General features: G+C 65.6%; 24 protein-coding genes and 2 pseudogenes. 9 read left to right on the forward strand and 17 right to left on the reverse strand.

The features are described from left to right. The first annotated feature begins 3 nt into the window (after positions 1 to 3). A complete protein-coding gene (locus ACQPZ2_RS33475) occupies positions 4 to 1,059 on the forward strand; it encodes a phosphotransferase family protein (protein WP_433522074.1) in 1,056 nt (351 codons plus the stop codon). 105 nt (positions 1,060 to 1,164) lie between these two features. On the opposite strand, the gene ACQPZ2_RS33480 is transcribed toward ACQPZ2_RS33475, so the two are convergent. The 5 genes from ACQPZ2_RS33480 to ACQPZ2_RS33500 form a co-directional block, all read right to left on the reverse strand. Then, entirely contained in the window at positions 1,165 to 1,617 is a 453-nt protein-coding gene (locus ACQPZ2_RS33480; RefSeq protein WP_433522075.1) for a MaoC family dehydratase, read from the reverse strand. A gap of 10 nt (positions 1,618 to 1,627) precedes the next feature. Next, complete coding sequence (fabG, locus tag ACQPZ2_RS33485) at positions 1,628 to 2,389, reverse strand: 3-oxoacyl-ACP reductase FabG (protein ID WP_433522076.1); 762 nt, start codon at positions 2,387 to 2,389, stop codon at positions 1,628 to 1,630. A 34-nt stretch (positions 2,390 to 2,423) separates the two neighbouring features. Next, complete coding sequence (locus ACQPZ2_RS33490) at positions 2,424 to 3,407, reverse strand: NADPH:quinone oxidoreductase family protein (RefSeq protein ID WP_433522077.1); 984 nt, start codon at positions 3,405 to 3,407, stop codon at positions 2,424 to 2,426. Continuing rightward, complete coding sequence (locus ACQPZ2_RS33495; protein WP_433522078.1) at positions 3,404 to 4,159, reverse strand: SDR family oxidoreductase; 756 nt, start codon at positions 4,157 to 4,159, stop codon at positions 3,404 to 3,406. Before ACQPZ2_RS33495 ends, ACQPZ2_RS33490 begins: the two co-directional genes overlap by 4 nt. Positions 4,160 to 4,307: 148 nt before the next feature. Beyond that, positions 4,308 to 4,886, reverse strand: a complete 579-nt coding sequence (locus ACQPZ2_RS33500; protein WP_387291392.1) for a TetR/AcrR family transcriptional regulator — start codon at positions 4,884 to 4,886, stop codon at positions 4,308 to 4,310. A gap of 263 nt (positions 4,887 to 5,149) precedes the next feature. Between ACQPZ2_RS33500 and ACQPZ2_RS33505 the strand changes: the two genes are divergently transcribed. From ACQPZ2_RS33505 to ACQPZ2_RS33520, 4 genes are all read left to right on the forward strand, one after another. Further along, the gene (locus ACQPZ2_RS33505; protein WP_433527592.1) at positions 5,150 to 6,691 is read left to right on the forward strand and encodes a long-chain-fatty-acid--CoA ligase; all 1,542 of its coding nucleotides are present in this window, start codon (positions 5,150 to 5,152) and stop codon (positions 6,689 to 6,691) included. After that, on the forward strand, positions 6,688 to 7,041 hold the full coding sequence (locus ACQPZ2_RS33510) for a hypothetical protein (RefSeq protein ID WP_433522079.1): 354 nt from the start codon (positions 6,688 to 6,690) through the stop codon (positions 7,039 to 7,041). The genes ACQPZ2_RS33505 and ACQPZ2_RS33510 overlap by 4 nt, the downstream gene beginning before the upstream one ends. Before the next feature lie 92 nt (positions 7,042 to 7,133). Then, positions 7,134 to 7,960 (forward strand): IS5 family transposase gene (locus ACQPZ2_RS33515; RefSeq protein WP_433520531.1). Its coding sequence is split into 2 segments (ribosomal slippage): positions 7,134 to 7,481 and positions 7,484 to 7,960, totalling 825 coding nucleotides; the frame shifts between segments, so codons are not numbered across the junction. Beyond that, the gene (locus ACQPZ2_RS33520; RefSeq protein WP_433522080.1) at positions 7,957 to 8,835 is read left to right on the forward strand and encodes an SCO6745 family protein; all 879 of its coding nucleotides are present in this window, start codon (positions 7,957 to 7,959) and stop codon (positions 8,833 to 8,835) included. The genes ACQPZ2_RS33515 and ACQPZ2_RS33520 overlap by 4 nt, the downstream gene beginning before the upstream one ends. 4 nt (positions 8,836 to 8,839) lie before the next feature. Here the strand turns inward: ACQPZ2_RS33520 and ACQPZ2_RS33525 are convergent, their stop codons facing one another. The 4 genes and pseudogenes from ACQPZ2_RS33525 to ACQPZ2_RS33540 all read right to left on the reverse strand — a co-directional run bounded on the left by ACQPZ2_RS33525 (position 8,840) and on the right by ACQPZ2_RS33540 (position 14,682). Beyond that, positions 8,840 to 9,772, reverse strand: a complete 933-nt coding sequence (locus ACQPZ2_RS33525) for an alpha/beta fold hydrolase (protein WP_433522081.1) — start codon at positions 9,770 to 9,772, stop codon at positions 8,840 to 8,842. Between the two features lie 108 nt (positions 9,773 to 9,880). Next, positions 9,881 to 11,296 (reverse strand): phytoene desaturase family protein, encoded by a 1,416-nt coding sequence (locus ACQPZ2_RS33530; RefSeq protein ID WP_433522082.1) that lies wholly within the window; start codon positions 11,294 to 11,296, stop codon positions 9,881 to 9,883. 36 nt (positions 11,297 to 11,332) lie between these two features. Further along, on the reverse strand, positions 11,333 to 13,144 hold the full coding sequence (locus tag ACQPZ2_RS33535) for a DUF3556 domain-containing protein (RefSeq protein WP_433522083.1): 1,812 nt from the start codon (positions 13,142 to 13,144) through the stop codon (positions 11,333 to 11,335). 94 nt (positions 13,145 to 13,238) lie between these two features. Next, positions 13,239 to 14,682 (reverse strand): annotated as a pseudogene (locus tag ACQPZ2_RS33540) (class I adenylate-forming enzyme family protein). A gap of 176 nt (positions 14,683 to 14,858) precedes the next feature. Between ACQPZ2_RS33540 and ACQPZ2_RS33545 the strand changes: the two are divergent. After that, positions 14,859 to 16,100, forward strand: coding sequence for a PucR family transcriptional regulator (locus tag ACQPZ2_RS33545; RefSeq protein ID WP_433522084.1), 1,242 nt, complete (start codon positions 14,859 to 14,861; stop codon positions 16,098 to 16,100). A gap of 3 nt (positions 16,101 to 16,103) precedes the next feature. On the opposite strand, the gene ACQPZ2_RS33550 is transcribed toward ACQPZ2_RS33545, so the two are convergent. After that, positions 16,104 to 16,595, reverse strand: coding sequence for a MarR family transcriptional regulator (locus tag ACQPZ2_RS33550; RefSeq protein ID WP_433522085.1), 492 nt, complete (start codon positions 16,593 to 16,595; stop codon positions 16,104 to 16,106). An 89-nt stretch (positions 16,596 to 16,684) separates the two neighbouring features. Then, complete coding sequence (locus ACQPZ2_RS33555) at positions 16,685 to 17,128, reverse strand: nitroreductase/quinone reductase family protein (protein ID WP_387290197.1); 444 nt, start codon at positions 17,126 to 17,128, stop codon at positions 16,685 to 16,687. A 257-nt stretch (positions 17,129 to 17,385) separates the two neighbouring features. Between ACQPZ2_RS33555 and ACQPZ2_RS33560 the strand changes: the two genes are divergently transcribed. Next, entirely contained in the window at positions 17,386 to 18,153 is a 768-nt protein-coding gene (locus tag ACQPZ2_RS33560) for a lipase family alpha/beta hydrolase (protein ID WP_433522086.1), read from the forward strand. A 114-nt stretch (positions 18,154 to 18,267) separates the two neighbouring features. Here ACQPZ2_RS33560 and ACQPZ2_RS33565 read toward each other — a convergent pair. After that, a pseudogene (locus tag ACQPZ2_RS33565) lies at positions 18,268 to 18,516 on the reverse strand (F420-dependent methylene-tetrahydromethanopterin reductase); the annotation flags it as partial. Positions 18,517 to 18,816: 300 nt separating this feature from the next. Here ACQPZ2_RS33565 and ACQPZ2_RS33570 point away from each other — a divergent pair. Next, positions 18,817 to 19,554 (forward strand): GNAT family N-acetyltransferase, encoded by a 738-nt coding sequence (locus tag ACQPZ2_RS33570; protein WP_433522087.1) that lies wholly within the window; start codon positions 18,817 to 18,819, stop codon positions 19,552 to 19,554. Between the two features lie 9 nt (positions 19,555 to 19,563). On the opposite strand, the gene ACQPZ2_RS33575 is transcribed toward ACQPZ2_RS33570, so the two are convergent. Then, on the reverse strand, positions 19,564 to 20,865 hold the full coding sequence (locus ACQPZ2_RS33575; RefSeq protein WP_433522088.1) for an NtaA/DmoA family FMN-dependent monooxygenase: 1,302 nt from the start codon (positions 20,863 to 20,865) through the stop codon (positions 19,564 to 19,566). Positions 20,866 to 20,929: 64 nt separating this feature from the next. Beyond that, the gene (locus tag ACQPZ2_RS33580; protein ID WP_433522089.1) at positions 20,930 to 21,538 is read right to left on the reverse strand and encodes a TetR/AcrR family transcriptional regulator; all 609 of its coding nucleotides are present in this window, start codon (positions 21,536 to 21,538) and stop codon (positions 20,930 to 20,932) included. A 160-nt stretch (positions 21,539 to 21,698) separates the two neighbouring features. Between ACQPZ2_RS33580 and ACQPZ2_RS33585 the strand changes: the two genes are divergently transcribed. Continuing rightward, complete coding sequence (locus tag ACQPZ2_RS33585; RefSeq protein ID WP_433522090.1) at positions 21,699 to 23,414, forward strand: FAD-dependent monooxygenase; 1,716 nt, start codon at positions 21,699 to 21,701, stop codon at positions 23,412 to 23,414. Positions 23,415 to 23,417: 3 nt separating this feature from the next. Here the strand turns inward: ACQPZ2_RS33585 and ACQPZ2_RS33590 are convergent, their stop codons facing one another. The 3 genes from ACQPZ2_RS33590 to ACQPZ2_RS33600 form a co-directional block, all read right to left on the reverse strand. After that, the gene (locus tag ACQPZ2_RS33590) at positions 23,418 to 24,116 is read right to left on the reverse strand and encodes an ABC transporter permease (RefSeq protein ID WP_433527593.1); all 699 of its coding nucleotides are present in this window, start codon (positions 24,114 to 24,116) and stop codon (positions 23,418 to 23,420) included. Between the two features lie 88 nt (positions 24,117 to 24,204). Beyond that, on the reverse strand, positions 24,205 to 25,182 hold the full coding sequence (locus ACQPZ2_RS33595) for an aliphatic sulfonate ABC transporter substrate-binding protein (protein WP_433522091.1): 978 nt from the start codon (positions 25,180 to 25,182) through the stop codon (positions 24,205 to 24,207). Beyond that, positions 25,182 to 25,973 (reverse strand): ABC transporter ATP-binding protein, encoded by a 792-nt coding sequence (locus ACQPZ2_RS33600; RefSeq protein ID WP_433522092.1) that lies wholly within the window; start codon positions 25,971 to 25,973, stop codon positions 25,182 to 25,184. The genes ACQPZ2_RS33595 and ACQPZ2_RS33600 overlap by 1 nt, the downstream gene beginning before the upstream one ends. Between the last annotated feature and the right edge of the window lie 3 nt (positions 25,974 to 25,976).

A 25,976-nucleotide genomic window follows, 5' to 3' on the forward strand; every position in this document is an offset into this window, starting at 1 on the left:
CGAATGCAGACAAGTAACGGGCTCATTCAGCCCACCGCGGACGCGACCGGCTTCGATATCGATGCGGCCGCGTTCGCGGACTGGGTGTCCTCGCTCGGTTCGGCGTGTACCGGGCCGGTGCGGGCCGATCGGGTGGGGATCGGCCAGTCCAACCTGACCTTCCTGATCACCGATGCGGACGGGCGGCGGTGGGTGCTGCGGCGTCCGCCGCTCGGCCACCTGCTGGCATCCGCGCACGACGTGGCGCGGGAGGCCCGCGTCATGTCGGCCCTGGCGCCCACCGATGTCCCCGTGCCGCGCGTCCACGATGTCCGGCACGAGGGCGAGATCGCGCTCGTGCTCATGGAATTCGTCGACGGACTGGTCATCGACGGTGTCGAGACCGCCGAGCGAATCACCCCCGAACTGCGCCGCGGCGCCGGGCTGTCACTGGTGCGGACGCTGGCCCGCATCCACGCCGTCGATCTGGAAGCCACCGCGCTGATCGACCTGGCCAGTCACAAACCGTATGCCGAGCGACAGCTCAAACGGTGGTCGGCACAGTGGGAGAAGTCGAAAACACGGGACCTGCCGCTGGTGGACCGTCTCACCGAACGGCTCCGGTCCGCCGTTCCCGAACAGCGCGAACTCGCGCTCGTGCACGGCGATTACAACCTCCGCAATGTGATCACCACACCGGAGACGGGTGCGGTCGCCGCCGTACTCGACTGGGAGCTGTGCACCCTCGGTGATCCGCTGGCCGATGTCGGCAGTCTGCTGGCCTATTGGCCGATGCCGGGCGAAGCGGCCATTCCGGGTACGGAAATGGTTATGCTCCCGGGTTTTCCGTCCCGTGCCGAACTGGTCGAGGAGTATCTCGCGATCACTGGACGTGACCGGCGGGCACTCGGGTTCTGGCATGCGCTCGGGCTGTGGAAGCTCGCGGTCATTGCCGAGGGTGTGTACCGGCGAACCCTCGACGACCCCCGCAACCGTGCGGCCGCGGGCATTCCGACGACCGACATGGTCGACGGACTCGCCGAAACCGCCGACCGGATCGCCACCGAAGCCGGTTTCTGAGAAGAAAACGGCCTGTCTCCCGATATCGCCAGGGAGACAGGCCGTTTCGCGCACTCGCCGAAAAGAAGTGACCGCCGGGCACAGGATGTCCGGCGGTCACTTCTATCAGGGCACGAGTACCGACAGCGCTTCCGCGATACAGGCGGGCTTATCGCTGCCCTCGCGTTCGATGGTCACCCGAGCCGTCACCTGGACCCCCGCTTTGGTCGGCTCGAGCTGCACCAGTTCCACGCCCGCCCGCACGCGACTACCCGACGGCACCGGCGACGGGAAGCGAACCTTGTTGCTGCCGTAGTTGATTCCCATCTGCACCCCCTCGACGCGATATACCTGCCAGACCAGCTGCGGCAGTAGGGACAGGGTCAGATAGCCGTGGGCGATTGTCGTGCCGAACGGTCCCTGCGCGGCTCGCTCCGGGTCGACGTGAATCCACTGACGGTCACCGGTCGCCTCGGCGAACAGATCGATCTGCTCCTGGGTGACGGTGTGCCATTCGCTGTAGCCGAGATGGGTGCCGACGGCCTGCTCGAGTTCGCCGATTCCATTGAATACCTTCACTATTCGCCCCTCAGACCGTCGGCGCACCGGCGACGTAGAGCACCTGGCCGGTGACATACGACGCGCCCTCGCTGACGAAGAACGACACCGTGTGCGCGATATCCTCGGGCTTGCCGACGCGTCCCACCGGAATCCGCGCCACCAGGGTCTTGCTGAACTCCTCGAACGAAACACCCATGCGCTCGGCGGTGGCGGCGGTCATCTCGGTCTCGATGAAGCCCGGCGCGACGGAGTTCACGGTCACGCCGAATTTGCCGAGTTCGATCGCGAGTGTCTTGGTGAATCCCTGCAATCCGGCCTTGGCCGCGGCGTAGTTGGCCTGGCCGCGATTGCCGAGCGCCGAAGTGCTGGAGAGATTGACGATGCGGCCCCAGCCCGCGTCGGTCATGTACTTCTGCGTCGCGCGGCTCATCAGGAAGGATCCGCGCAGGTGCACGCCCATGACCGCGTCCCAGTCGTCGACGGTCATCTTGTACAGCATGTTGTCGCGGATGATGCCCGCGTTGTTCACCAGGACGGTCGGCGCGCCCAGTTCGGCGGCGACCCGCTCGACCGCCGCGGCGCCGGCCTGTTCATCGGCGACGTTCGCCCCCACCGCGAGGGCCCGGCCACCGGCCGATTCGATCTCGGCGACAACGGTTTTGCAGGCCGCCTCGTCGAGATCCAGGACGGCGACCGCGAAGCCGTCCGCCGCCAGCCGCTTCGCGGTGGTAGCGCCGATGCCACGCGCGGCGCCGGTCACGATGGCGGTACGGGTTGTCTCACTACTCATTACGGTTCTCCTTGTCGAATTTGGTTGGCACCGTTCACGGTTCGAAGACCACACGGCCGACGGTCCTGCCGTCGGCGAGACGCTGCAGTCCAGCAGCCACGTCATCCAGTGGCAGCCGCTCACCGATCAAGGGTTTCACCACACCCTGCTCGGCCAGCCCGGTCAGTTCCAGATGGCAGTCGCGCACCGCTTGCGGGTCCTTGTCGCGGTACAGGCCCCAGTGCAGGCCGAGGATCGAATAGTTCTTCACCAGTGCGTGATTCAGTGCGGCGGACTGGATCTGCCCGCCCGCGAAACCGACGACCAGGATGCGTCCCTCGAAAGCGATGCACTTGGTGGACCGCTGATACACCTCGCCGCCGACCGGGTCGTACACCACATCCGCACCGCGACCGTCGGTCGCTTCCCGCACGACCGAGACGAAATCCTGTGTGCTGCGATCCACCACGATATCCGCGCCGAGCGCCCGCGCGACCTCGGCCTTGGCCGCGCTGCCGACCACCCCGATCACCGTGGCCCCGGCCGCCTTACCCAATTGCACGGCCGCACTGCCGACGCCACCGGCCGCCGCATGCACCAGTAGCGTCTCCCCTGCCCGCAGGCCGGCGCGCCGATGCAGTCCGAACCAGCCGGTCTGATAGCCGATGAAGAGGGCGGCGGCCTCGGCATCGTCGAGCGCCGCCGGTGCGGGAAAGACATCCGCGGCGTGCATGACCGCCAATTCCGCGAACCCACCCCAGGGCAGCGCCGGACTGCCGAGCACTCGGTCGCCGATCGCGATGCCGTCGACGTCGGCACCGACCGCGACCACCTCACCGCACAGTTCCACCCCGGGGGTGAACGGGAGTTCGGGCTTGATCTGGTACTCGCCCCGGCACATCAGTACATCCGGGAAGTTCGCGGCCGCCGCGCGGGTCCGCACCACCACCTGGCCTGGACCGGGCTCGGGCTCCGCCAGTTCGACCAGCCGCAGTACCTGCGCCGGTTCGCCCAATTCCGTTACCCGCCAAGCCTTCACGCCACGCCTCCGGTGAGGGTGACCCCGCCGTCGACGACGATCAACTGGCCGGTCAACCAGGCCGCGTCATCGGAGAGCAGGAAGGCGGCGACACTGCCGATGTCCTCGGGTACGCCGAGGCGCTTGAGCGGATAGGCCGAGGCGACCTGCTCCTCGCGGCCGTCGTAGAGCGCGGTGGCGAATTGGGTCTTGACCACGGCGGGCGCGATCGCGTTCACCCGGATCGACGGACCGAGTTCGACCGCCAACTCCTGGGTGATGTGCACCAGCATCGCCTTGGTTGCCCCGTAGAACCCGATGCCGGGCGCAGGCTTGATCCCGGCCACCGACGCGACATTGACCACCGAGCCACCGTGCTCGCCCAGCCATGCCTTGTGCGCCTGCTGCACCCAGGAGATCGCCGCCAGGCAGTTCACCTCGAAGACTTTACGGGCCGCGGCCAGGTCGAGTTCGACCATCGGACCGTACACCGGGTTGATACCGGCATTGTTGACCAGGAAGTCGACCGAACCGAAGGTCTGCAGCGTGCGCTCGATGGCCTCGATCTGATGTTCGACGTCGTCGGCTCGTCCCGCGACGGCGATGGCGTGCTCGGGTCCGCCGAGTTCGGCGATCACCGCGTCCAGCGCGTCCTTTTTGCGGGCGGTCACACAGACCCGCGCACCGTCGGCCACCAGCCGCTGCGCGATGGCCAGCCCGATACCGCGGCTGGCTCCGGTGACAATCGCCGTCTTTCCGTCGAAACGACCCATTACGTAAGCCTCTCCTGATGCTCGAACTGCGTGACCCAGACTCACCGAACTTGATTCCGACGTCAAGTTCAAGTGAGGCCGCGCGTCACGTGATACGGGTCACATGAATGATCGGTGCGCACCGGCCGACCGTGTGGCCGACGCTCGGTCAGTGAGCTTCTTTCAGCTGAAGAGCGTTGAACCACAACTGATTCAGCGTTTTCACCAACTTCTCGAAGGACACCTTCCGCCCCTCCACGAATACGAAGTACGCCATGCGGCTCACCATGCTCGACAGCGCGAGCGAGGTGACCTCGGCATCCAACTCGGCGTCCACCAGGCCACGATCCTGCAGATTCCGGATCATCTCGGCATTGCGCTCGACGAAGGCCAGGGCGCGCTCGAAGCGCAGCACCCGGAACTTCTCATCGATCTTCGACACCTGCTCGAGCACGGCCATCAGCCGCGCATTACGCCGATACGACAGCAGGTACTCACGATTGGCGGCGGCGATCAACTCACGCGGGTCGTCGATGCCGACCCGCTCCCGGATGTGCGGGTGCAGCATTTCCTCGCGCACCTGCTCGACGACCGCGGCGAAGATCTCTTCCTTGCTGTCGAAGTAGGTGTAGAACGACCCGGAGGCGACCCCGGCGGCCTTGGAGATATCACTGATCCTGGCGTCGAGGAAACCGTCACGTTCGAACACCTCGCGCGCCGCGGTCACCAGCGCGGACCTGGTGCGCATGCCACGCTTACTCCGTGGGGGCACCCGACCGGGCTGGTCCTCGGTGGCTTCCTGGGCGTTCACTGCCTCACTCGCTGTCTTCCGGCTCGCTGACGTGGTGGATCGTAACAGCGCCCGCCGCTCCCGCGACCCCACGACGCCGCTGGGCAACCTGTATCGGCACAACATCTATTGAACATGACGCCAAATTCAAGTAGCGTCCGACCCACTGACGTGGCCTGGGTCACATCAGTTCTCGCACACTCATGAAACTGGAGCAAGCCATGCCCGCGAATCCGGCTTCCCCGACCGCATCGGATCAGCCGACCAATGTCGCCGACCGGTGCTGGCAGCACGCCGCCGAACGCCCCGAAGCCATCGCGCTGCTCGCCCCGGACACACAGCTCACCTACGGCGAATTGGCCGGGCGCAGTGCGGCTTACGGCGGCCTGCTGCGCGAATCCGGTATCGCCACGGGCGACCGGGTGCTGCTGGTGGCGCCCACCGTCGCTGAATTCGTCGTCGCATATCTTGGCGCGCAGCTCATCGGCGCCATCGCCATCACCATGAACACGATGGCCACGGCGCCCGAAATCGGGTACGTGCTCGACGACTCCGGCGCGCGGATCGTCATCGCCTGGCACGGCGCGCAGGAGGCAGCGCGGGAGGCGGCCACCGAACGAAATCTGCCATTGCTCGCGCTCACGCCGGGCGCGCATGCCGAACCGGCCGAGCCCGTGGCCGAACCGGTGCGCCGCCGCGCCGACGACACCGCGGTGCTGCTCTACACCTCCGGAACCACCGGCAAACCGAAGGGCGTCGAACTCACCGTCGCCAACCTGACCGAGACCGCTCGAATCTTCACCGATCAGCTGCAACTCGGCCCGGACGATCGCTTCGGTACCGGACTGCCGCTGTTCCATGTCTACGGGCAGGCGGTGTGCCTGCTCACCGCGCTGCACGCGGGTGCGTCCTTCGCCATGGTGATGCCCTTCGAACCGCGGGCCATGATCGCGATGATCCGCGATCAGCAGCTCACCCACGTCGCCGGTGTGCCGACCATGTGGAATGCCATGCTGCACGCGGCCGGTGACTACGGTGCGGCAGATTTCGCGAGCCTGCGGCTGGCGGCATCCGGCGGGGCTTCACTGCCCGGTGAGGTGATCCGCGCCTTCTCGGATCGCTTCGGCTGCACCATTCTCGAGGGGTACGGACTCACCGAATCCACCGGCGCGGCCACGTACAACCCGCTGAATCGCGAACAGCGGGTGGGCTCGGTCGGCGCTGTGCTGCCCGGGACGTCGATCGAGGTTCGCGATCCCGACGGCAAGATACTGCCCGCAGATACCGTCGGCGAGATCTTCCTGCGCGGCCCCAGCATCATGAAGGGGTACTGGAACCGGCCCGAGGCCACCGCCGCCGATTTGTCCGACGGCTGGTTGAAGAGCGGCGATCTGGGCCGCGTCGACGCCGACGGCTATGTCTACATCGTCGACCGCGCGAAGGATCTCATCATTCGCGGCGGATACAACGTCTATCCGCGCGAGGTCGAGGAAGTGCTGTACGAGCATCCCGACATCGTCGAAGTCGCGGTGATCGGCATTCCGGACGACCACTACGGCGAGGAGGTCGGCGCGGTCGTCGCCGCCACGCCCGGGGTCGAACTCGATCCGGCGGATCTGCGGTCCTGGGCCAAGGAGCGGCTGTCGGCGTACAAGGTGCCGCACCGCTTCGCCTTCACCGAACAGCTACCCAAGGGCGCCACCGGCAAGATCCTCAAACGCGCTCTCGACCCGAATCTCTTCACAGACAAGGCAGCCCGTTGACCGAGATTCCCACCGCCACCGGAACCGTCGATTCTGCCGAACTCGCCGACGCGGGATCGCTGCTCGGCATGGATCGATTCGGGCTCGACGTCCTGCTGCCGTTCGAGGATCGGATCGACACCATCGTCGAACTGGTGCGACGCGGCTACCTGGACAAGGTCGTTATCGCGCATGACGCGGCGTGCCATATCGACTGGTTCGATCCGGAGGCCAAAGCGCAGGTGGCGCCGCGGTGGAACTACCGGCACATCAGTGAAGATGTGATTCCGGCGCTGACGGCGCGGGGACTCACCGACGACGATATCGACGCGATTCTGGTGCGCAATCCGCGCCGTTACTTCGAGAAATGATCGAATAGATAACCGGAGCAACGCCATTGACTACCGTATCCCCGCTTAGAGCGTGTCTCACGTGGATCTGGGTCTGATCCTGTGATCATGTTGTGGTGGACGAACTTTCGCGGCGCCTGGTGCCGGATGAGTTGTGGGCGTTGACTGAACCGCTGATTCCGCGGTTCGAGGCGCGCCCGCAGGGTGGGGGTACCGCGCCGATGGATGATCGGGCGGTGTTCACCGCGATAGTGTTCGTGCTGACCAGCGGATGCGCTTGGCGGTATCTGCCACCGTCGTTCGGGGTCACGGTGCCCACCGCGCATCGCCGGTTCACGGCGTGGACCGAGGCCGGTCTGTGGCGGCGCCTGCATCGGGCGGTCCTCGACGAACTGGGCAGCCAAGGCTTGATCGACTGGTCACGCGCGGTCCTGGACGGGGCATCGGTCAGGGCGAAAAAAGGGGATCCATGACCGGCCCGAACCCCGTCGACCGGGGCAAGGCCGGCTCGAAGATCCACGTGATGTCCGACCGTGCCGGCCTGCCGCTGTCGGTGGCGATATCGGCCGCCAACACCAACGACGCCGACGCGCTCAAACCTCTCGTCAAAGCCGTCCCCGCGATCAAGTCCCGACGCGGACCGCGGCGACGCAAACCCACCAAACTGCACGCCGACAAGGCATACGACCATGTCGAACTACGAAAATGGGTGCGAGACAGGGGAATTACCGTCCGCATCGCTCGCAAGGGCATCGAATCCAGCAAGAAACTCGGCCGCCACCGTTGGGTCATCGAACGGTCGATCGCCTGGCTGTTCGGCTACCACCGGCTCTCGATCCGATACGACCGCAAGGCCACCCACTACCTCGGCTTCCTCACCCTCGCCGCCACACTGACCTGCTACAAGAAACTCGCGAAAGCCGGGAAAACAGCGACGTGAGACACGCTCTTAGTGCCCATCTGACGTTCCGAGCGCTCGAGCCGATACACGGGGTGATCTACTTCACCCCACACGGCCCGGATGCCTACCGTGAGTTGGGCATTACGGATCCGCGCATGATGTACTTCGCGTCCCGGTCCGCGGCATTCGGACCGGTGCCTGCCGAAGTCACCATCGCTACGTTCTTCAATTTCAATCCGGACGCGGTGCGGGCCGTCATCCCTGCCGCATGGGACATCGCCTCTCCCACAGAAATTTTCCGAGCTCGTATGCGTGCCGTCGATCGGTCGCTTCGGCAGGCATGGGGCGATGACATCTATGGCCCCGAGGTGAGCGAAGCCGCCGCGCTCGCCCGGCAAGCCGCCGAACATGCCTGCGAACGCCCGCAGGGCCGTCCATTGTTCGCGGCGCATGCGGCGCTGCCGTGGCCCGATGAACCACATCTGGTGCTGTGGCATGCGCAGACACTGTTGCGGGAGTACCGCGGCGACGGACACGTCGCCCTGCTGCTGACAGAGGGGCTGGACGGTATCGAGGCTTTGATCACGCACAGTGCGACCGGCGAGATATCGCCGGAAGTATTGCGCGCCAGCCGATCCTGGAGCGAGCGGGACTGGGCCGACGGTGTGCGGCGGCTTCGTGAACGGGATTGGATGGCCGACGATTCTGTTGCGCTGAGCGAGCACGGCTCCGAGCGGCGTGGCGCGATCGAGAGCAGGACGGACGAACTCTCGGTCTTTCCGTACGAAGCGATCGGCGAAACCGGGTGTGCGCGTCTGCGTGCGCTCGCCGCGCCGTTGGCGATCCGGGTTATCGAAGGTGACCTCGGATTCCCGCAGATGCTGTCCGCACGCTATCGGCAGGTGGTCGGGTAGGTCTTCAGCTGACGCTGCGGGCGAAGTCGATGAGTGCGGCACTGACTTCGTCCGCGCGTTCCTGCTGAATCCAGTGTCCTGCTCCGTCCAGGACAACGGTCGCCCGCAGGTCGGACAGTATGTGAGCCATCTTGGTGGTCGGGGTGAACCGGATGACGGCATCCTCCGACCCGGCGATGAACAGCGCGGGCTGGTGGATCTTCGCATCGGCCAAGTGCGCGCTGTGTTCCCAGTTGCGGTCGAGGTTGCGGTAATAGTTCAGTCCACCGGTGAACCCGGTGGCCATGAAAGCCGCTATGTAGTAGCCGAGTTCGTCCTCACTCAGCCAGGCCGGAGCTGGCATCTCGGAACCGTTGCCGCTCAACAGATCCCGGACACCGACGACATCGTCCTGCAGCAGAGTTCGGCGCACATCCGAGGCAAGCTCCGCGTCAGCGCGGCCCGGTTCCTGAAACCAGCACATATAGAACTCGTCGCCCAGCCTGGACCGCAGAATCGGCAACGGCGCCGCGACCGACCGCGGCGTGGCCGGAACACTCAGTCCCGCAACAGCCCGCACCCGATCCGGATGCCGAAGGGCCAACTGCCACACCACCGACGCACCCCAGTCATGACCGACGAAGATCGCATCCTCGACACCGGCCTCATCGAGCAAACCGACGAGATCACCGCACAGCGCGGCCATGTCGTAGTCCTCGATCCGACTCGGCCGAGAACTGCCTCCGTATCCGCGCATATCCGGTGTCAACGTCCGGAAACCCGCCTCGGCGAGCGCGAAAACCTGATGCCGCCACGAGAACCCGAGCTCGGGAAACCCATGGCAGAACACCACAACGGGACCGTCCCCATGCTCGACGACCCGCAACTCGATCCCATTGGTCCCGACCTGGCGACTCCCCAGCCCCAGCCACTCGTCCAGCAGATTGCGTGCGTCCATGGGTCACCTCGTCTACCGCGCTAATATAGATCGACACCGTATTCGACTCTGACGTCAAGTTCAACTTTCGGTGACCGAGCCGAACCTCGCGCTCAGGTCCGGCGCTGTTCAGTGATGAAGCAGGCGCAGGGCGCGGGCAGCGGCGTTGGCTCCACACATGCCGTGAGCGCCGGGGCCGGGTGGGGTGGCGGCGGAGCACAGGTAGTGGCCGGGGAGGCCGATGTCGTAGGGCTGCAGGGTTTTTCGCGGGCCGAAGACGAGTTGGGGAATGTCTTTGGCGCCGGTCATGATGTTGCCGCCGACGAAGTTGGGGTTGTACTCGGCGAAACCGGGAGCGGTGCGAGTAATGGTGCCGACGATGCGGTCACGGAAGCCGGGGGCGAAGGCTTCGATCCTGGCACTGATCGCTTCGGTGGCATCGCCGGTGTAGCCATGCGGAACATGGGCATAGGTCCACACCGGGTGCACGGTGCCGACCGAACGCTGGGGGTCGGCGAGGTACTGCTGCCCGACCAGCACGAACGGTCGCTCGGGCATGCGCCCGGCATGGATTTCGCGTTCGGCGGCCGCGATTTCGGCGAAACCGCCGCCGAGGTGGACGGTTCCGGCCCGGCGGGCGGATTCAGCGGCCCAGGGAACCCCGCCCTCGACCGCGAAGTCGACCTTGAAGGCCGCTGGCCCGTAGCGGAATCGCCGATATGCCTTGGCAATTCGTGACGGAAGCCGGTCACCGAGGATTTCGGCGAGCGCGGTCGGCGCCAGATCCCACATGGTGATGTCGGTGGGCGGCAACTGCCACGGCGACCGCACGTGCACACCGGTTTCGATCTTCCCGCCGAGGTCGAGCAGCAGTGCGGCCATCGCGTCGGTGATGCACTGTGAGCCGCCGACGGCGACCGCCCAGCCGTGGCGATGCCCCGCGGTGAGGATGCCCAGCCCGACGCTGGCGCTCAGCGGTCGGTGCAGCGGATGGAACGCGTGCGCGGCGACGCCACCGAACAATGCCCTGGCCTGCTCGGTGCGGAAGATCTCCGCCAGTAGCGATGCCGGTGCCAGCGCGGGAATTCCGAAGCGGGCCAGGCTGATCGGATGCCGGGGCGGCCGCAGCAGCGGGCGCATGATGTCCGCGCCGAACCGGTCGTAGGCGGCGACCGGCCGGTCGAACAGCAGCCGCCAGGCCCGGCCATCGGTACCGAGACCGGCGGCGGTCTCGGCGACCGAGCGATACAGCACCCCGGCGGTCCCGTCGTCGAGTGGGTGGGCGCAGTCGATCTCGGGCCACGCCCACCGCAGCCCGTAACGCTCGAGATCCAGACCGCCCAGAAACGGCGAACCGACCGCCATCGGATGGATGGCCGAGCAGTGATCGTGCACGAGTCCGGGCACGATCGCCTCGCTCGAACGGGTCCCACCGCCGATCTCGTCGGCCGCCTCCAGCACGGTCACTTCGACACCGGCTCGTGCGAGGGCGATCGCGGCGGCCAGGCCATTCGGTCCGCTGCCGACGACGATGGCGGTTTTCATCGGATGTCCTTCCTGAAAACTACTGGGGCACAGGCACTACAACACCATTTCCGACTCCGGTTCGGCCCTGCCGGACAAGGTGCGGAACGCCTCCTCGCACCGCCAGGTGACCTGCAACGGGATCGGACCGTCCGGCAGCCACGGCTGGGCGGCCACCGCGTCGCGGACCCGCCAGGTGCCGCGTTCGATGACGCCGAGAGCGGCATCGATCACCTGATACTCCTGGGTTCCCCGATGGATCGGCTGTGATTCGACCCAGACGATGATCCATTCGCCGGGTTCGAATCCGATCCTCGCTTGTACGGCGTTGATCAGGTCCAGATTGTGCAAATGGCCATCGCCGAAGTTGAAGCCGATCAGCGAGTTGCAGCCGAACTCTGCCTCGCGCACCGTCCAGCGGTCGATCTCGTGGATGTTCTTCAGTAGCAGGGAGAATAGTCCGCGGCCCTGGCTGTGCATGGACCGCCACGCGATGGTCTGCTGCATGGTGATCTCGGCGACCGCGGGCGGATAGCCCATGGCCCGCAGTTGGTCGATCTGGTTCTCGGTCGGCCGGTGCGGCAGCGCGTTCAACTTCTCCTCCGCACCGGGGGCGAAGGCCCACAGGGCCGAAGCCCAGTTTCCGGCGTACTGGCGCATCGACGGCAGGAACGACACCAGGTCCGGACGCAGGTTGCCCAGAATCGGGAAGAAGACCAGAACCGCGACGATCGCGACGGTCAACCATGGCGAGGACATGTCGGTGACGGCATAGCCGTCCCCGGCGGGGAAGCCAAGGAACAGGAACACCGTCAGGTAAGCGAAGATGACATTCCACTCCTGCGGAACCGCCAGCGCGAACATCGAAATGATCGTCAGGTGGAACACCACCATGAGCACCACCGCCGCCAGGATGATCCACCGGTTGGTGGCGAACAGCAGCACGAGCGGGGTGGCGATCTCGACGGCCGACCCGCCGACATGCGCGGTGAACGAGGCCAGCTTCGAGGGCCGGATATCGCGCGGGAAGTCACGGTAGTACCGCCGCTTGACGCTCTTGAACGGCACACAGGGACCATTCGAGGTCATCGCCGATACGACATTGCTGAAGTGGTAGCCGTACTTCGAGATCCCCGCCCCGATCCACACCACGCAGATCAGCAGTTTCGCGGCGATGATCATGTCGACGAACGGCAATACCGCGAAGAACACCAGCGCGGGCAGGTACTGCTCACCACGGGCGGTGAGGAAGATCGTCTTGTCCCGCAATCCGCACAGTATGTACAGCGCAATCGGCGCGATCAGCAGCGTCGGCTGCACCAGGCCGGTGGTGTTGTCGGGCACCGCGTCGCTCAGCGAAGAACTCGGCACTCCCGGCAGCAGGATCGGCACCAGCAGACTGGCCAGGAATGCCAGATACAGCAGCACATCCACACCGGTGCGGCGATCGCCATCGGTGAACGGCACCCGCCGCCACGGCCGCAGCCGGATCGCGCCGCGCCGGGCATAGAACAGGATGCCGCCGATCATCGGCTTGAATTTGCCCGCGATCGGTCCCCACGATCCGGCGACGCCGATCGCCTCGAGCAGCACCGTCCACAGGATCAGCTTCTGATACACGATCGGCTGGTTCCACCAATGCGCCACATCCCAGAACGGGCCGACGCCGGATGTCCAGGTGACCAGCGCGATGCCACCCAGAATGTAGAGGATCAGCACCTTGACCATATAGATGGTGTGGATCATTTTCGGCGTGCCGAATCCGTATTCCACCCAGTGCAGGGCCAGTGCTCTCATGCGTTCCATGAGCGGTTTGTCGAGAAATGTCTCCGGATCGACGGGCGGGAAGTCCGCCTCTTTGAATCCCATTGTTCCAACCTTTCAATGGCAGGGATTTCGGGCAGGCACCGGCCGCGTCCGAAATACCGATGATTACGGATCGTGTGGCCGGGCGGATAATCCGCTATGCACTCGCCGCGAGTGCACGGAGTTTTCGTTTATCGATCTTTCCGACGGGATTTCTGGGTAGTCCGTCGGCGAGGAAAATCGATACCGGCACCTTGATGCGGGCCAGCGACCGCAGACAGTGCTCGATCAGCTCGGTCTCGGTGACCACCGAACCGGGCAGCGCCACGATATGGGCGACCGGAACCTCGCCGAGGACCGGATCGGGCGCACCGACCACCGCCGCTTCCAACACGCCCGGGTGGGCATGCAGGACATTCTCGATCTCCTTGGGATAGATGTTCTCGCCACCGCGGATGATCATGTCCTTGATCCGGTCCACCAGCACCAGGTAGCCGTCGGCATCGAACCGGCCCACGTCCCCGGTGTGCAGCCAGCCGTCGACGATGGTGCGCGCGGTCGCATCCGGCTGGCCGAGATAGCCGCGCATGACATTCGGCCCGTGCACCACCACCTCGCCGGGCGATCCATCCGCGAGCAGGTTGCCGTCGGGATCCATGATCGCGACCGTCTGCCCGGGCAGCGGAAGCCCGAGGGTACCCGGCTTCCTTTGCCCCGCAGGCGGATTCAGCGTCGAGGCGCAGGTGCCCTCGGACAGTCCGTAGCCCTCGACGATCGGCACACCGAACCGGGTTTCGAAGCGTGCGATCAATTCGGCGGGCATCGGCGCCGCACCGCAGATCACCCGGCGCAGCGACGAGGTGTCCGGGCGCAGCTGTTCCGGCTGGGACACCAGCATCGCGTAGATCGCGGGCACCGCGGAGAAATAGGTGGGCCGGACCTGCGCGACGACATCGAAGAATGTCGATGCGGAGAACCTCGCGGCGATGCTCGCGCGACCACCCGCCAGCAGCGGCGACAGCACGCTCACCACGATCCCGTTGACATGGAACAGCGGCAGGATCAGCAGACTGTGATCGGTCTCGTCCAGGCCGAGCGCGTCGATGATCATGCCGCACATCGCGGCGATATTGCCGTGATCGAGCATGACGCCCTTGGGCCGCCCGGTCGTGCCGCTCGTATAGATGAGCAGCGCCAGACCGTCTCCGGCAGCTGAATCCACCACGGCGTCCGTATTCGCCGACCGACCCGCCACCTCGGCCACATCCAGCGTCCCGATGCCGCGCCCACCCTCGGTGATCACCACTTTCGCTGCGGCATCCTCGATTTGATAACGCGCTTCGTCGAACGTCAGGTGCGGATTCACCGGCGTGACCGCGGCACCGAGACGCCACGCGGCGAACAGAATTATCACCAATTCCATTCGATTCGGCAGCGCCACCGCCACGACATACCCGGGACGAATTCCATGCCCGTACAAAACGGCGGCGGCCGCGCGAACACGAGCCGCGAAGGCCTGATTATCCAACTGCTCACGATCATCGTGCGATACATGGACCGGCCGGATTCCGTTCGGCTCTTATATCGGGTAATTCGGCGATGTGGTGCACGATTTCCTCACCATCGGGTGTGATCGGTATTACATTCAACGGTAGGCACCCGGCCGACCCTCGACTACGGGCCGGTATCCCAGAATTCACCGGCGGCTTTGTACTGCGGGCACAAAGGGTTTCCGAATACGGCCGAACCCGACCAGGCCGTCGGTTACTGTCCGGCTATGAGTGCCGGCGTGGACCCGATCGTGCGCGAGGTCGCGGGAAGTATCAAAGCCGATCTCGAGCGGCTGACCGTCGAGATGACCTCGATGTTCGTCGAGGTCATCCCGGAATTCCGGCACGACAGCGAGGTGCGGCGGCTGATGGTCGCGAGCACCTCGTCCAATCTCGTCGCCATTATCGACATGCTGGCCCTGAGCATCTCCATCGACGACATCACCGTGCCACCGGCCGCCGCCGAATACGCTCGCCGATTCGCCCAGCACGATCTGTCCCTGGAAGGGCTGCTGCGCGCCTACCGCCTCGGCGAACACATGTTCCTACAGCAGGCCATGACGATCCTGCGCGAATTGGATCGGTCCGCCGACGAGGCACTGGCGACCATGAGCCGGATCGCCCTGCTGGTCAACAGCTACATCGACCAGGTCATCGAGGGCATCATCGACATCTACGAAAACGAACGCCGCCGCTGGGATACTCGCTCCGACGCCACGCGCGCCGCACAGATCCGGGCCGTACTCGATACCGACGAACTGGATCTGGCATCGGCCGAACAGATGCTGGCGACCTCATTGCGCGGCTGGCACCTGGCCGCCGTCATCTGGATACCACCGGGCTCCCCCGACCCGGCCGGTCTGCTGCGCGCGGGCGTGGCGATGCTATCTGCGGCCACCGGAAAGACCGCACTGACGATCACCGTCGACGAACAGAACTGCTGGGCCTGGATCTCCTCCACCGGCAAGCCCGCCCTCGATGCCGACCGGCTCGACAACGAGTTGCGCACGCGACCGACCCTGCATTTGGCAGTCGGGGAACCCGGCACCGGGCTCGACGGATTCCGTCGCACCTTTCGCGACGCACAGCGCGCCCGCGGCGTCGCCATCGCGACCACCCACCTCGACCGTCAGCTCACCCTGCATTCCCGAATTGCCTTGGCCAGCTTGTTGATCGACCATCTCGCCGATGTCCGCGCCTTCGCCGAGCGCGTGCTCGGCGACCTCATGCGCGACGATGAGGCGACCGCCCGGCTACGGGAGACGGTGCAGATCTTTCTCGATGCCCGCGGCAGCTTCACCGATGCCGCCACCCGCATGCACGTGCACAAGAACACCGTCCACTACCGAGTCCGCAAAGCCGAGGAAATCCTCGGTCACCCGGTAACCGAGAACCGGCTCGAAATCGAGGTCGCCCTGCTGGCCTGCGCACAGCTCGGACTGGATCGACCGGAGCGCCGAGGCAGCTGATCCTCAGCCTTGCGCCAACTCCTGGGCGGCCTCTTGGCCCGCTACGCCGGTTCGCTGCAGGAAGTCGGCGATCACCTCGAGTTCGGCTTCGGAGTAGCGGGAACAGAGTTCGTCCATGCGGTTGTTCATGCCGGAGAACAGCTCGAACAGTTCGGAATTCCGTTCGCGCACCGCATGCAAGGTGACCGCGCGACGATCTGCGGAGTCCGGGTCACGTTCGCGGACGATCCATCCGCCCTTCTGCAGGCGATCAAGGATTCCGGTCATGGTCGCGGGGTGTAATCCGGCGCGACGCGCCAACGCCGTCGGGGACATGGGGCCGTGACGGTTGATCAGGTCGAGGCAGGTCCAGTCGACGTCCTTGAGTTCGACCCGGCCACCGAACCGTCTATTGAGCAGCGAAAGCTGAATATTCAAGTCACGCAATGCTTCCCGCACGTCGGCCGTCAATCGCCGACGGCTGCGCGTCGATGTCCGACCTGCTGCCGAATTCATTGTCCGCCACCTCGCCTACGTTTATATGGTTTTCGTATCATACGTAGGCGAGGGGCAGATCCGGCTCGCCGAGGTGTGGATCGGCTCCGTCAGGCGGGAACGACGCGGAAGACCGCGATTCGATGCGCCGATGCGGCCACGCCATCCGGAGTGGCGGCATCGGCCAGTCCGGTGGTGACGAAACGCTGGCCGACGCTCTTCGGACTCGTCGCCACCAATTCGTGCAGCAGCGGCGGGCGCTCGTCGACAGGCACCTCGACCAGGCGCGCCGTCGACGACTTTCGGCCGCGCGTCAACGTAACGATATCTGCCGCACGGGCATTCGCGACCCACGCCGCCTTCGGGAATGCCTGGAAGATGAAGCGTCCGCTGTCGAGCTGGTTCACCGCGATCGGGAAGGTGCGCAACTGCCCGCTGCGTCGCCCCGCGACCGTGAGCAGTTGCATCGGGCCGAAGGCGATGCCTATCCGCTGTAGCCCGACGATGACCTTGTTGATGGTGTTGGTTGTCCGACGGTAACTATCTGCACTCATGCACACAATCCTAGTTGAAGATTATATGAGTTCCATATCGTATATTTCACATACCAGCGCGGTTCCTCGTGGGTGAAGCGACCGGCGTCGGCGATTATCACCGCCCGGACAGTCGGACGCGCCGACGTTGGTGTATTCGATGGAGGCGACTCGCCGAACGGTTCTGAGGTCGCCTCCTCCAGCACGGCGAGGTAGGCGTATCCGGTCATACAATTAGCAGCGTTGTGATCTATCGAATGTACGGCAGCAGACGAACATTGAAGACAAGACGGATCGTCGCGACGGCATTTGTGGCCGCCACGGCAGTCGCCGCCGTGGCCTGCGGGTCGCGGCAGGCATCGGCGGACCCGGCCGACGGCATAGTCGCCTGTCCGGTCGGCACTCGTGCGGAACAACCGGTTGTCCTCGTCCATGGCTGGCAGCCGCTTTCGGCGTTCGGCGTCGAGGGTGCGAACCGGAGCATGGGCGAACTCGAATCGGCCCTCCGAGCCGACGGGCGCTGTGTCTACACACCCGACTACGACTCCAACGCTGGACCTGAGAAGATCACACAGCAGTTCACCGACGCGGTGCACAAGATCCTCCAGGTCAACCGTGCCAACTCGGTCGACCTCGTCGGCCACTCCTACGGCGCCCTGATCATGCGTGCGGTGAGCATACGCTTCCCGGATGGGGCGAATCCGGTCGACAATGTCGTCGCCGTCAGCGGACCGCAAACCGCACCGGGTCGACTCAGCGGGCTCGATCCAGCAGCGAAAAGCTTTATCGAATCACTCAATAGCGGTCCCTCCCCTGTCGCCGCGTCGGTGCGGTACACCATGATCGCCACCCATGACGACCAGATCTCGGTCCCACCGGACATCGCCTTCCTCGATGCCCCCAACGTGCACAACGTCTGGCTCCAGGACGGCTGCTCTCGGGACCACAGTGGTCACATCACCGAACTGAAGGACCCGCGCCTGATCGGCCTCGTCACCAACGTCCTCGACCCGGAGTCGCACGCCACGATCCCCTGCGAGACGTAGAGCACCGCAGGACGCTCATCGAGAACCCCGAGCGGCCGTACCCGCGGGGTCTCCTGCCGCTGGCGCTGTCCGATTGCCGCCGTCGGCCCGGAATACCGAGAGCGGCGGCCGAATTCAGGCCGACATCGTGGACCGGATATTCGGCAGACCGAGGTTGTCGCGCAGCGTGGTTCCGGTGTATTCGGTGCGCAACACCCCGCGGTCCTGCAGCAGCGGCACCACCTGGTCGGCGAATTCATCGATGCCCCAAGGCACCAGGTGCGAGCCGAGGATGAAGCCGTCGGAGCCGTCGTTCTGGACGAAGGTATCGATCTGCTCGGCGACCTGGGCGGGAGTGCCGACCAGGGGCCCGCGTTCGAACTGTGCATGCGCGAATGTCATGTCCTGCAACGCGCGCAATCGCTGATGCGTCGGACGTAGACGACCCCGGCCGGACGCTCTGCTGCCAGGTCTGATTCCTCGCCGACCTCATATGGCGTGGCCAGGCGATATTCGTGGCGGGACCGACCTGGTGGTGTCAACGATTGAGATCAGCTCGAGCGCGGGGAAATACGCTGCGACGCGACTGCCACCGGATAGAAATTCCGCTGAGCACAACCGGTGCCGACACTTGTGCGCCTCGCTAACGTTCTCCGGTCGGACCCTGTTGCGGAGGAGTGCGCGATGACCACCGAGTCGACCATCGACATCAATACCCCACTGCACCCGCTCGACGATCCGGTGCGGGCATCGCTGCGTGGCGAGCACCGCCGGTTCGCCAGCTGGGTGGGCCGCATCGGCCGCTACGACCCGGAGGTCGCCAGGTTCATCGGTCATCCACCGGTACTGGACGAACAGGATTGGGCCGATCTGGCCGCCCTGCTCGGACCGGGCGGCAGCACCGCGCTGCGCGGCTACGGCCACGTGCCACCGGACGACTGGACCGTGCTGAACGAATTCGGTTCGGTGCAAATGGACGGCACCGCGCTACGCGTCGCCCACGATCCGGAACTCGAGGTACTCACCGCCGCCGATGTGCCGGAGATTCTGGAGCTGATCGCCCGCACCGAGCCGGGCCCGTATACGCCTCGGACCATCGAAATGGGCACATACCTGGGGATTCGGGTGGACGGCAGGCTGGTGGCAATGGCGGGCGAGCGCCTGCACCCGCCGGGCTGGACCGAGATCAGCGCCGTGTGCACCGATGCCGAATTCCGCGGCCGCGGCTTCGCCTCTCGGCTGACCCGTGCGGTCGGCGCGAGGATCCGGGCGCGCGGCGAGACACCGTTCCTGCACGCCGTCGCTCATAATGCGACGGCGATCAGTCTGTACGAGACGTTGGGATTCACCCTGCGCAAGCGTTCGTTGTTGACGCTCGTGCAGGCACCATCGGCCACCGGCTCCGCATCGACGCCGAACTAGCCGCCGAATTCATTCCGTGCGCTCGGGTAGCGGGGGAAGTTCCAAGTTCTCGCGGAAAGTGCCACCGACATAGTCGTTTCCGACGATTCCTCGGCGGCGCAATTCGGGCAGCAGTCCATTGGTGACAAAGTCCCGAGTTCGGGCATCGGCAAGACCGCCCAAAGAAATGACGTCGAGAACCCCGGCACGATAACGCTCTTCGACAGCATCAGCCAATTGTTCCGGTGTCCCGGCTGCCGCCCAGTGCCCGGTATCCTTCGCCGCGACGATCAGCTCACGCAGCGTGCGACCCGATGCCGCCAGCTTGGTGAAGATCTCCACCCGCCCGCGCCGTCGATTCACCGAATTCAGTTCCGGCAGTATCGTTTCCGGGATCGGCCGATCCAGCGGCAGTTCCGAGAGATCGATACCGCCGCCGAACATATCGGCCAATTGGATTCGGCCCGCATCGAAGTCGGTCGCTTCGGCCGCCTCGCGGACCAACCGCCGCGCCTCTGCCTCCGTCGCTCCGTAAGTCGCATGGAACGAACTCATGATCAGCGGCAAGCCTTGTGCGCGACCGAGTTCCGTCGCGCGGGCGCGAATCGTCTTGGTATAGGTCACCGCATCTTCGAGCGTCGGTAACGAGGTGAAGACCACCTCGGCGAACCGCGCGCCGAGCTCGATTCCGCCCGCCGATTGACCGGCCTGGAATTGGACCGGGCGACGCTGCGGCAACGGCGGGATATTGAGCGGACCCCGCACCGTGAAGTATTGCCCCGCATACTCGATCGGGCGCACCTTCGTCGCGTCCAGGACCGCGCCGCCGTTTCCGTCGGGGGTCAGCGCGCCCGGTTTCCAGCTGTCGAACAGAGCGTTGACGACCTCGAGTGATTCGGTCGCCCGCGCATACCGCTGCTCCGGGCTCGGCAGATCCTGATCGCCGTAGTTCTCCTCACCCACCGAGGATGTGACGACATTCCAAGCGGCGCGGCCGTTGCTCACATGGTCGAGCGTTCCGAACAGCCGGGCGAGATTGTAGGGATGGTGGAAGGTGCTGGTCACGGTGGCGATCAAGCCGACGTGCGAGGTCACCGCGCTCAACGCGGACAAAAAGATCAGCGGCTCCTGCGCGCCGATCGCTCCCTGCGCGCCGAAGCTCAGCAGGTCGGCGGCGAACAGTGCGTCGAACTTATCGGCCTCGGCGATCTTCGCGATCTCGATCGAGGACGCGACCGTCGATTCGTGCGGATCGATCGCGGCCGCATAGACGCTCGCCGCGCCGCTGACTCCGGTAACTGTTTTCAACGCCCGACGTCGTGCAGAGCTCATTTGCTCGAGACAACCGTATTCCGCTCCCGCAGAACAGGTTTGCGATCAGCTCGAATGGAATCGGTCAGAGTTCGGGAAGATCGGGCAGTGGCGCGGCGACTATCCGACGCGCCTCCTCTCGCGGCATCCCCAACGCGCACAGCACCAGTTCGGCCGCACCGGCGCCCGCATCGCGCCAGGCTTGATGCCCTTCGAGCACCATCCACATCGCGCTGACCACCGCGCCCGTGACCATCGCGGCGACGCTCAGCGCCATCCCCGGTGAGACGGTGTAGCGGCCGCTCTCGATGCCCTGCTCGATATCGCGCATCGGCGGACCGCCGAGCACCTCGCGCAGGGACTCGTCGGTCAGGCCGAACCGGACCAGGAAGCGTCCCATCGCTGGATTCTCATGGGCGAGCCGCACCAGCAAGCGGATGCCGGTGGCCATCCGCAGCGGCGGATCGATATCGCCGTGGGCGTCCATGACCCGGGCGTTCGCATCGTGGATATCGAAAGCGAGTTGCGCCCGCACCCGGTCGAAGAGCTGCTCGATGGATTCGACATTGCGGTACAGCGTGCCGCGGGCGACGCCCGCCTCGGTCGCCAGCTCGCTGATCGTCAGATCCGCGCTGCCCCGCGCGGCGAACAGCCGCATCGCAGCGGCATTGATCCGCTTCTCGGTCGCATTCACCCGGCATCTCCTTCCTGGAGTTCCACACCAAAGTACGAGCACGTTTCGAATGAGTCAACATCGATCTAAACAGATCAATGTTGACATGAATTGAACAGAGATGTTCAATGTGGTCCATGGCACATCGGAGTGACCGGAGCAATCCGGAAAGGACGGCGCGATGACCCCCGCCGAAACAACCTCAGTACTGGTGGTCGGGGCCGGTCCGGTAGGTCTGACGCTCGCGCTCGAACTGGACCGCCACGGTGTCGACACCGTCGTCGTGGAACGCAATGCCACCAGCACCAGGCATCCGAAAATGGACATCACCAATGGCCGAAGCATGGAGCTGTACCGGCGGCTGGGTGTCGCCGACGAACTGCGCAAGGTCGCGATTCCGGACGACTCCAGGACCAGCGTCACCTGGGTCACCAATGCGGTCGGCTGGGAGCTGGCGCGCTTCGAATATCCCAGCGTCGCCGAACAATTCCGGCTCATCCGCGAGCGCAATGACGGCGGCCTCCCGCTGGAGCCCGCCATGCGCGTATCGCAGGTGATCCTCGAACCGGCGCTGCGCGAACAGCTCGACACCCGAGCCGATGCACACGTCCACTACGGCTGGGCGCTGAACAGTTTCACCGAGGACGCCGACGGTGTCACCGCGCGTCTGGTATCCGGGGAGACCGGGCAATCGCGCACCGTCCGCGCGCAATATCTCGTGGGCTGCGACGGCGCGGGCAGCCGCACCCGCAGGCAACTCGGCATCGGACTCGACGAGATCGATCTCCGCAAACTCCTGGTCAAAGAGCTCGGCCCGGGACGGGCCGTCAAGAGCTCGATCCGCGCATTCCGTGCCACCGGGCAGCGCCCCATGGACGGCCGGTTCTACCTCGTGCACTTCACCACCACAGATACCGAGATCCGCACCCGCTTCGGCACCGTCTGGCACCTCCAGTCCCCCGAAGGCTGGACCGTCATCTCGCAGAACGACCGCGACACCTTCACCCTGCAGGCGCCGCTCGGCATCGGCACCGACGCCGACAAGATCGACCCGCGCGAGTTCGTCTTCGAACGGCTCGGCCGACGCTTCGACATCGAGATCCTGGTCGCCAATTTCTGGACCCCGCGCCTGAGCGTCGCCGATTCCTTCGGACGCGGACGGGTCTGGCTTGCCGGCGACGCCGTCCATCAAGTCGTGCCCACCGGGGGCTACGGCATGAATACCGGCGTCGGCGACGCGGTAGGACTCGGGTGGGTCCTCGCCGCACAGCTGCACGGCTGGGGTGGCCCCGGTCTGCTCACGGCCTACGAGCAGGAGCGACGCGCCGTAGCGCTGCGCAACCGCGCGGCCTCGGCCAGGCACAGCGCGGTCCGCGGCGCCATCATGACCAGCGACTGGACCGCCATGCACAGCGAACGCTGGTTCGGCGAACGCACCCGGCGCGAACTCGGCCGCGAGATCAGCGATTTGGGCAACCTGGAGAACGAAGCCCTCGGCATAGAACTCGGCTACCGCTACGACGACTCCCCCATCGTCTGCCGGGATCCCGAGGGTCACGCGCCGCCGCAGCGGATGGACGAATACGTGCCGAGCACCTGGCCCGGCACCAGGCCGCCGAGCGTGTACCTCGCGGACGGCCGCGCGATCTTCGACCTGCTCGGCCGCGGCTTCACCCTGCTGCGCTTCGCCGAACACGACGTCACCGGACTCACGGACGCCGCAGCTGAGCGCGGCGTTCCCCTCGACGTGGTCGATATCCGCGACGACCACGCCCGTGCGCTCTACGAACGCGACCTCGTACTGATCCGGCCCGACCAACACGTCGCGTGGCGGGGCAACGCCGCACCGACCGACCCCCTTTCCATCGTCGACCGCATCCGCGGCGCGCACGCCTGACTTTCAGAACCGGCTGTCGATCAATTTCGTTTCCGCGATGGCGAATACGGTGTCGCTGATCTTGCCGAGCAAGGCCAGCAGCACAATGGCCAGCAGCATGATGTCGGTGCGGCCGCTGTTCTGGCTGTCGATCAGCAGGAAGCCCAGTCCCTTCGACGAGGCGATCAGCTCGGCCGCGACCAGGAACAGCCACCCGTTGGCCAGGCCGAGTCGCAGACCGTTGACGACCGCCGGTGCCACCGCGGGCAATTGGATCGAGAACAACAGCGCGGCACGGCGCAGTCCATAGGCCCGCCCGAGTTCGGTCAGGTGCGGATCGACCTGCGCCAGAGCCGATGCCGTCGTCGTATAGATCGGGAAGAACGCACCGATGGCCACCAGCACGATCTTGGGCTCCTCGCCGATGCCGAGCCACAACAGCAGCAGCGGCACCCACGCCAGCGACGGCACCGTGCGAAACAATCCGACGGTCGGCGCCAGCAGCGCTCGGGCGATATCGAACAGCCCGACCACCGCGCCGAGCACCAAGGCGATGAGTGCCCCACTGGCGAAGCCGAGCAGCACCCGCTGGATGCTGATCGCCAGATGGCTCCACAGGTCGTCGCGCTGTAGTAATTCCCGCAGTGCGGCAAGCACATCCGCGGGCGGCGCGAGCTGACTCGACGAATACAGTCCGGCCGAGGTCACCCCTTGCCACAGCAACAGCAGCAGCACGGGCACGACCAGTCCGAGCGCCACCCTGTCCCAACGGATCCGGCGGCACCACGCGGCGGCGCGGTCCGGGTCACCGTCACCGAAGGGCCTGCTGTGCGAATTTCGGCTCGAAGAGCGCACCCAGCGCGGTCTCGGCGGCTTCCTTCGATCGCACGTCACCGTCGGCCACGATAATCGGCACGACCGAGGTGAGCACCGCCCGCTGAGCCTCACCGGGCACCGGATCGACCTTCAACACGGTGCGCTCGAGCGTTTCCCTGGCGACATCGAGGGAGGTCTTGGATTCGGTTGCCAGCAGCTGCGCGAGTTCGTTCGGATGTTCCAGCGCCCAAACCCTGGCCTGCTCATAGGCATTGACCACGGCCTGGACCCGGTCCGGATGCTGTGCGACGAAATCGGTGCGGGCATTGAGTACGCCGTAGGTCTGGAAGTTGGCGTTGCGGTACAGCAATCGCGAACCCTGCTCCTGACGGGTCTGCGCCATATAGGGATCCAGACCCGCCCATGCGTCGACATCGCCGCGTTCGAGTGCGGTCTTGCCGTCGGCGTGCTGCAGGTTGGTCACCTCCACATCCTTGGCGGTGAGACCGGCCGTCTGAAGTGCTTGCAGCAGTGTGAAATAGGCGTCGGTCCCCTTCGTCGCCGCGATCTTCTTACCCTTCAACTCGGCCACCGAGGTGATGGGGGAATCCTTCGCGACGACCAGCGCGGTCCATTCCGGCTTGCTGTAGACCGAAATACTTTGCAGCGGTGTGCCATTGGCCTTCGCCAGCAGCGCCGCCGAACCCGCGGTCGAATTCACATCGATCGCGTTGGCGCGCAGGCTTTCATTGGCCTTGTTGCTGCCCGCGGAGAACACCCAGGTCGCCTTGGCGCCGGACTTCTCCAGCAGGTGCTGGTCCCGGATGACCAGGCTCAGCGGGTTGTAGTAGGCGTAGTCCAGCCGCACCTCACCCGCCCCCGCCGCACCAGACTTTTCGCCCTCGGCACAACCGGAAAGCAGCGTCACCACCGTCGCCGCGACGGCTGCCAGGACGATCGACGGTCGTCTCATCAGAGTGTCTCCTTGACGGTGGCGCGGCGCGGAACGCCGAGTCGTTCGAGTAGGTCGAGCCGCAGTGCGGCCAACTGTGGGTCGGTATCGTCACGAGGCCGATCGGCATCTACCTCCAGTGCCGCGCCGATCGTGAAACCCGTTTCGCCACTGATGGTTTCGAGTACCACAACACGGTCGGCCAAGCGCAGCGCCTCGTCCACATCGTGGGTGACGAGAACGACCGTGATGCCCGCGGCGCGCTGCACCTCGTCGAGCAGGTCCTGCATCCGCAGCCTGGTCAGCGCATCCAGCGCCGCGAACGGCTCGTCCAGCAGCAGCACGCCCGGATGGCGAACCAGCGCACGGGCCAATGCCGTTCGCTGCGCCATGCCCCCGGACACCTGTCGCGGCCGATGTCCCTCGAATCCGGCCAGGCCGACGATTTCGAGTCCGCGCCGCACCTCGGACTCGCCTTCGGCCCGCGCGATGGTCGGCGGCAGGCCCAATGCGACGTTGCCCGCGAGGTCGCGCCACGGCAGCAACCGCGGTTCCTGGAAAACCACCGCGCAGCGCGGGTCGATGCCGCGCATGGGCCGACCGTCCAGCACGACCTCGCCCTCGGTCGGCTCGTCCAACCCGGCGATGACCCGCAGCAGTGTCGACTTCCCACTGCCGGACGGACCGACCAGCGCGATCACCTCACCCGGCGCGATGTCCAATTCGATATCGCGAAGGACGGTATGGGCGCCGAAACTGCGGCCGAGACCGCGTAATGCGACCCCGGCGGCACGACTGGCAGTGGGTGACACGTC

Source organism: Nocardia pseudovaccinii (assembly GCF_050942345.1).
GTDB lineage: Bacteria > Actinomycetota > Actinomycetes > Mycobacteriales > Mycobacteriaceae > Nocardia > Nocardia pseudovaccinii.

What these genes read in the sequence shown, in the direction of transcription:
- ACQPZ2_RS33595 (WP_433522091.1), bottom strand. Translation starts at nt 25,182, where the DNA reads ATGAGACGACCGTCGATCGTCCTGGCAGCCGTCGCGGCGACGGTGGTG.
- ACQPZ2_RS33535 (WP_433522083.1), bottom strand. Translation starts at nt 13,144, where the DNA reads ATGGGATTCAAAGAGGCGGACTTCCCGCCCGTCGATCCGGAGACATTT.
- ACQPZ2_RS33555 (WP_387290197.1), bottom strand. Translation starts at nt 17,128, where the DNA reads ATGAGTGCAGATAGTTACCGTCGGACAACCAACACCATCAACAAGGTC.
- ACQPZ2_RS33575 (WP_433522088.1), bottom strand. Translation starts at nt 20,865, where the DNA reads ATGAGCTCTGCACGACGTCGGGCGTTGAAAACAGTTACCGGAGTCAGC.
- ACQPZ2_RS33475 (WP_433522074.1), top strand. Translation starts at nt 4, where the DNA reads ATGCAGACAAGTAACGGGCTCATTCAGCCCACCGCGGACGCGACCGGC.
- ACQPZ2_RS33530 (WP_433522082.1), bottom strand. Translation starts at nt 11,296, where the DNA reads ATGAAAACCGCCATCGTCGTCGGCAGCGGACCGAATGGCCTGGCCGCC.
- ACQPZ2_RS33550 (WP_433522085.1), bottom strand. Translation starts at nt 16,595, where the DNA reads ATGAATTCGGCAGCAGGTCGGACATCGACGCGCAGCCGTCGGCGATTG.
- ACQPZ2_RS33545 (WP_433522084.1), top strand. Translation starts at nt 14,859, where the DNA reads ATGAGTGCCGGCGTGGACCCGATCGTGCGCGAGGTCGCGGGAAGTATC.
- ACQPZ2_RS33585 (WP_433522090.1), top strand. Translation starts at nt 21,699, where the DNA reads ATGACCCCCGCCGAAACAACCTCAGTACTGGTGGTCGGGGCCGGTCCG.
- ACQPZ2_RS33505 (WP_433527592.1), top strand. Translation starts at nt 5,150, where the DNA reads ATGCCCGCGAATCCGGCTTCCCCGACCGCATCGGATCAGCCGACCAAT.
- ACQPZ2_RS33500 (WP_387291392.1), bottom strand. Translation starts at nt 4,886, where the DNA reads ATGCGCACCAGGTCCGCGCTGGTGACCGCGGCGCGCGAGGTGTTCGAA.
- ACQPZ2_RS33525 (WP_433522081.1), bottom strand. Translation starts at nt 9,772, where the DNA reads ATGGACGCACGCAATCTGCTGGACGAGTGGCTGGGGCTGGGGAGTCGC.
- ACQPZ2_RS33570 (WP_433522087.1), top strand. Translation starts at nt 18,817, where the DNA reads ATGACCACCGAGTCGACCATCGACATCAATACCCCACTGCACCCGCTC.
- ACQPZ2_RS33495 (WP_433522078.1), bottom strand. Translation starts at nt 4,159, where the DNA reads ATGGGTCGTTTCGACGGAAAGACGGCGATTGTCACCGGAGCCAGCCGC.
- fabG (WP_433522076.1), bottom strand. Translation starts at nt 2,389, where the DNA reads ATGAGTAGTGAGACAACCCGTACCGCCATCGTGACCGGCGCCGCGCGT.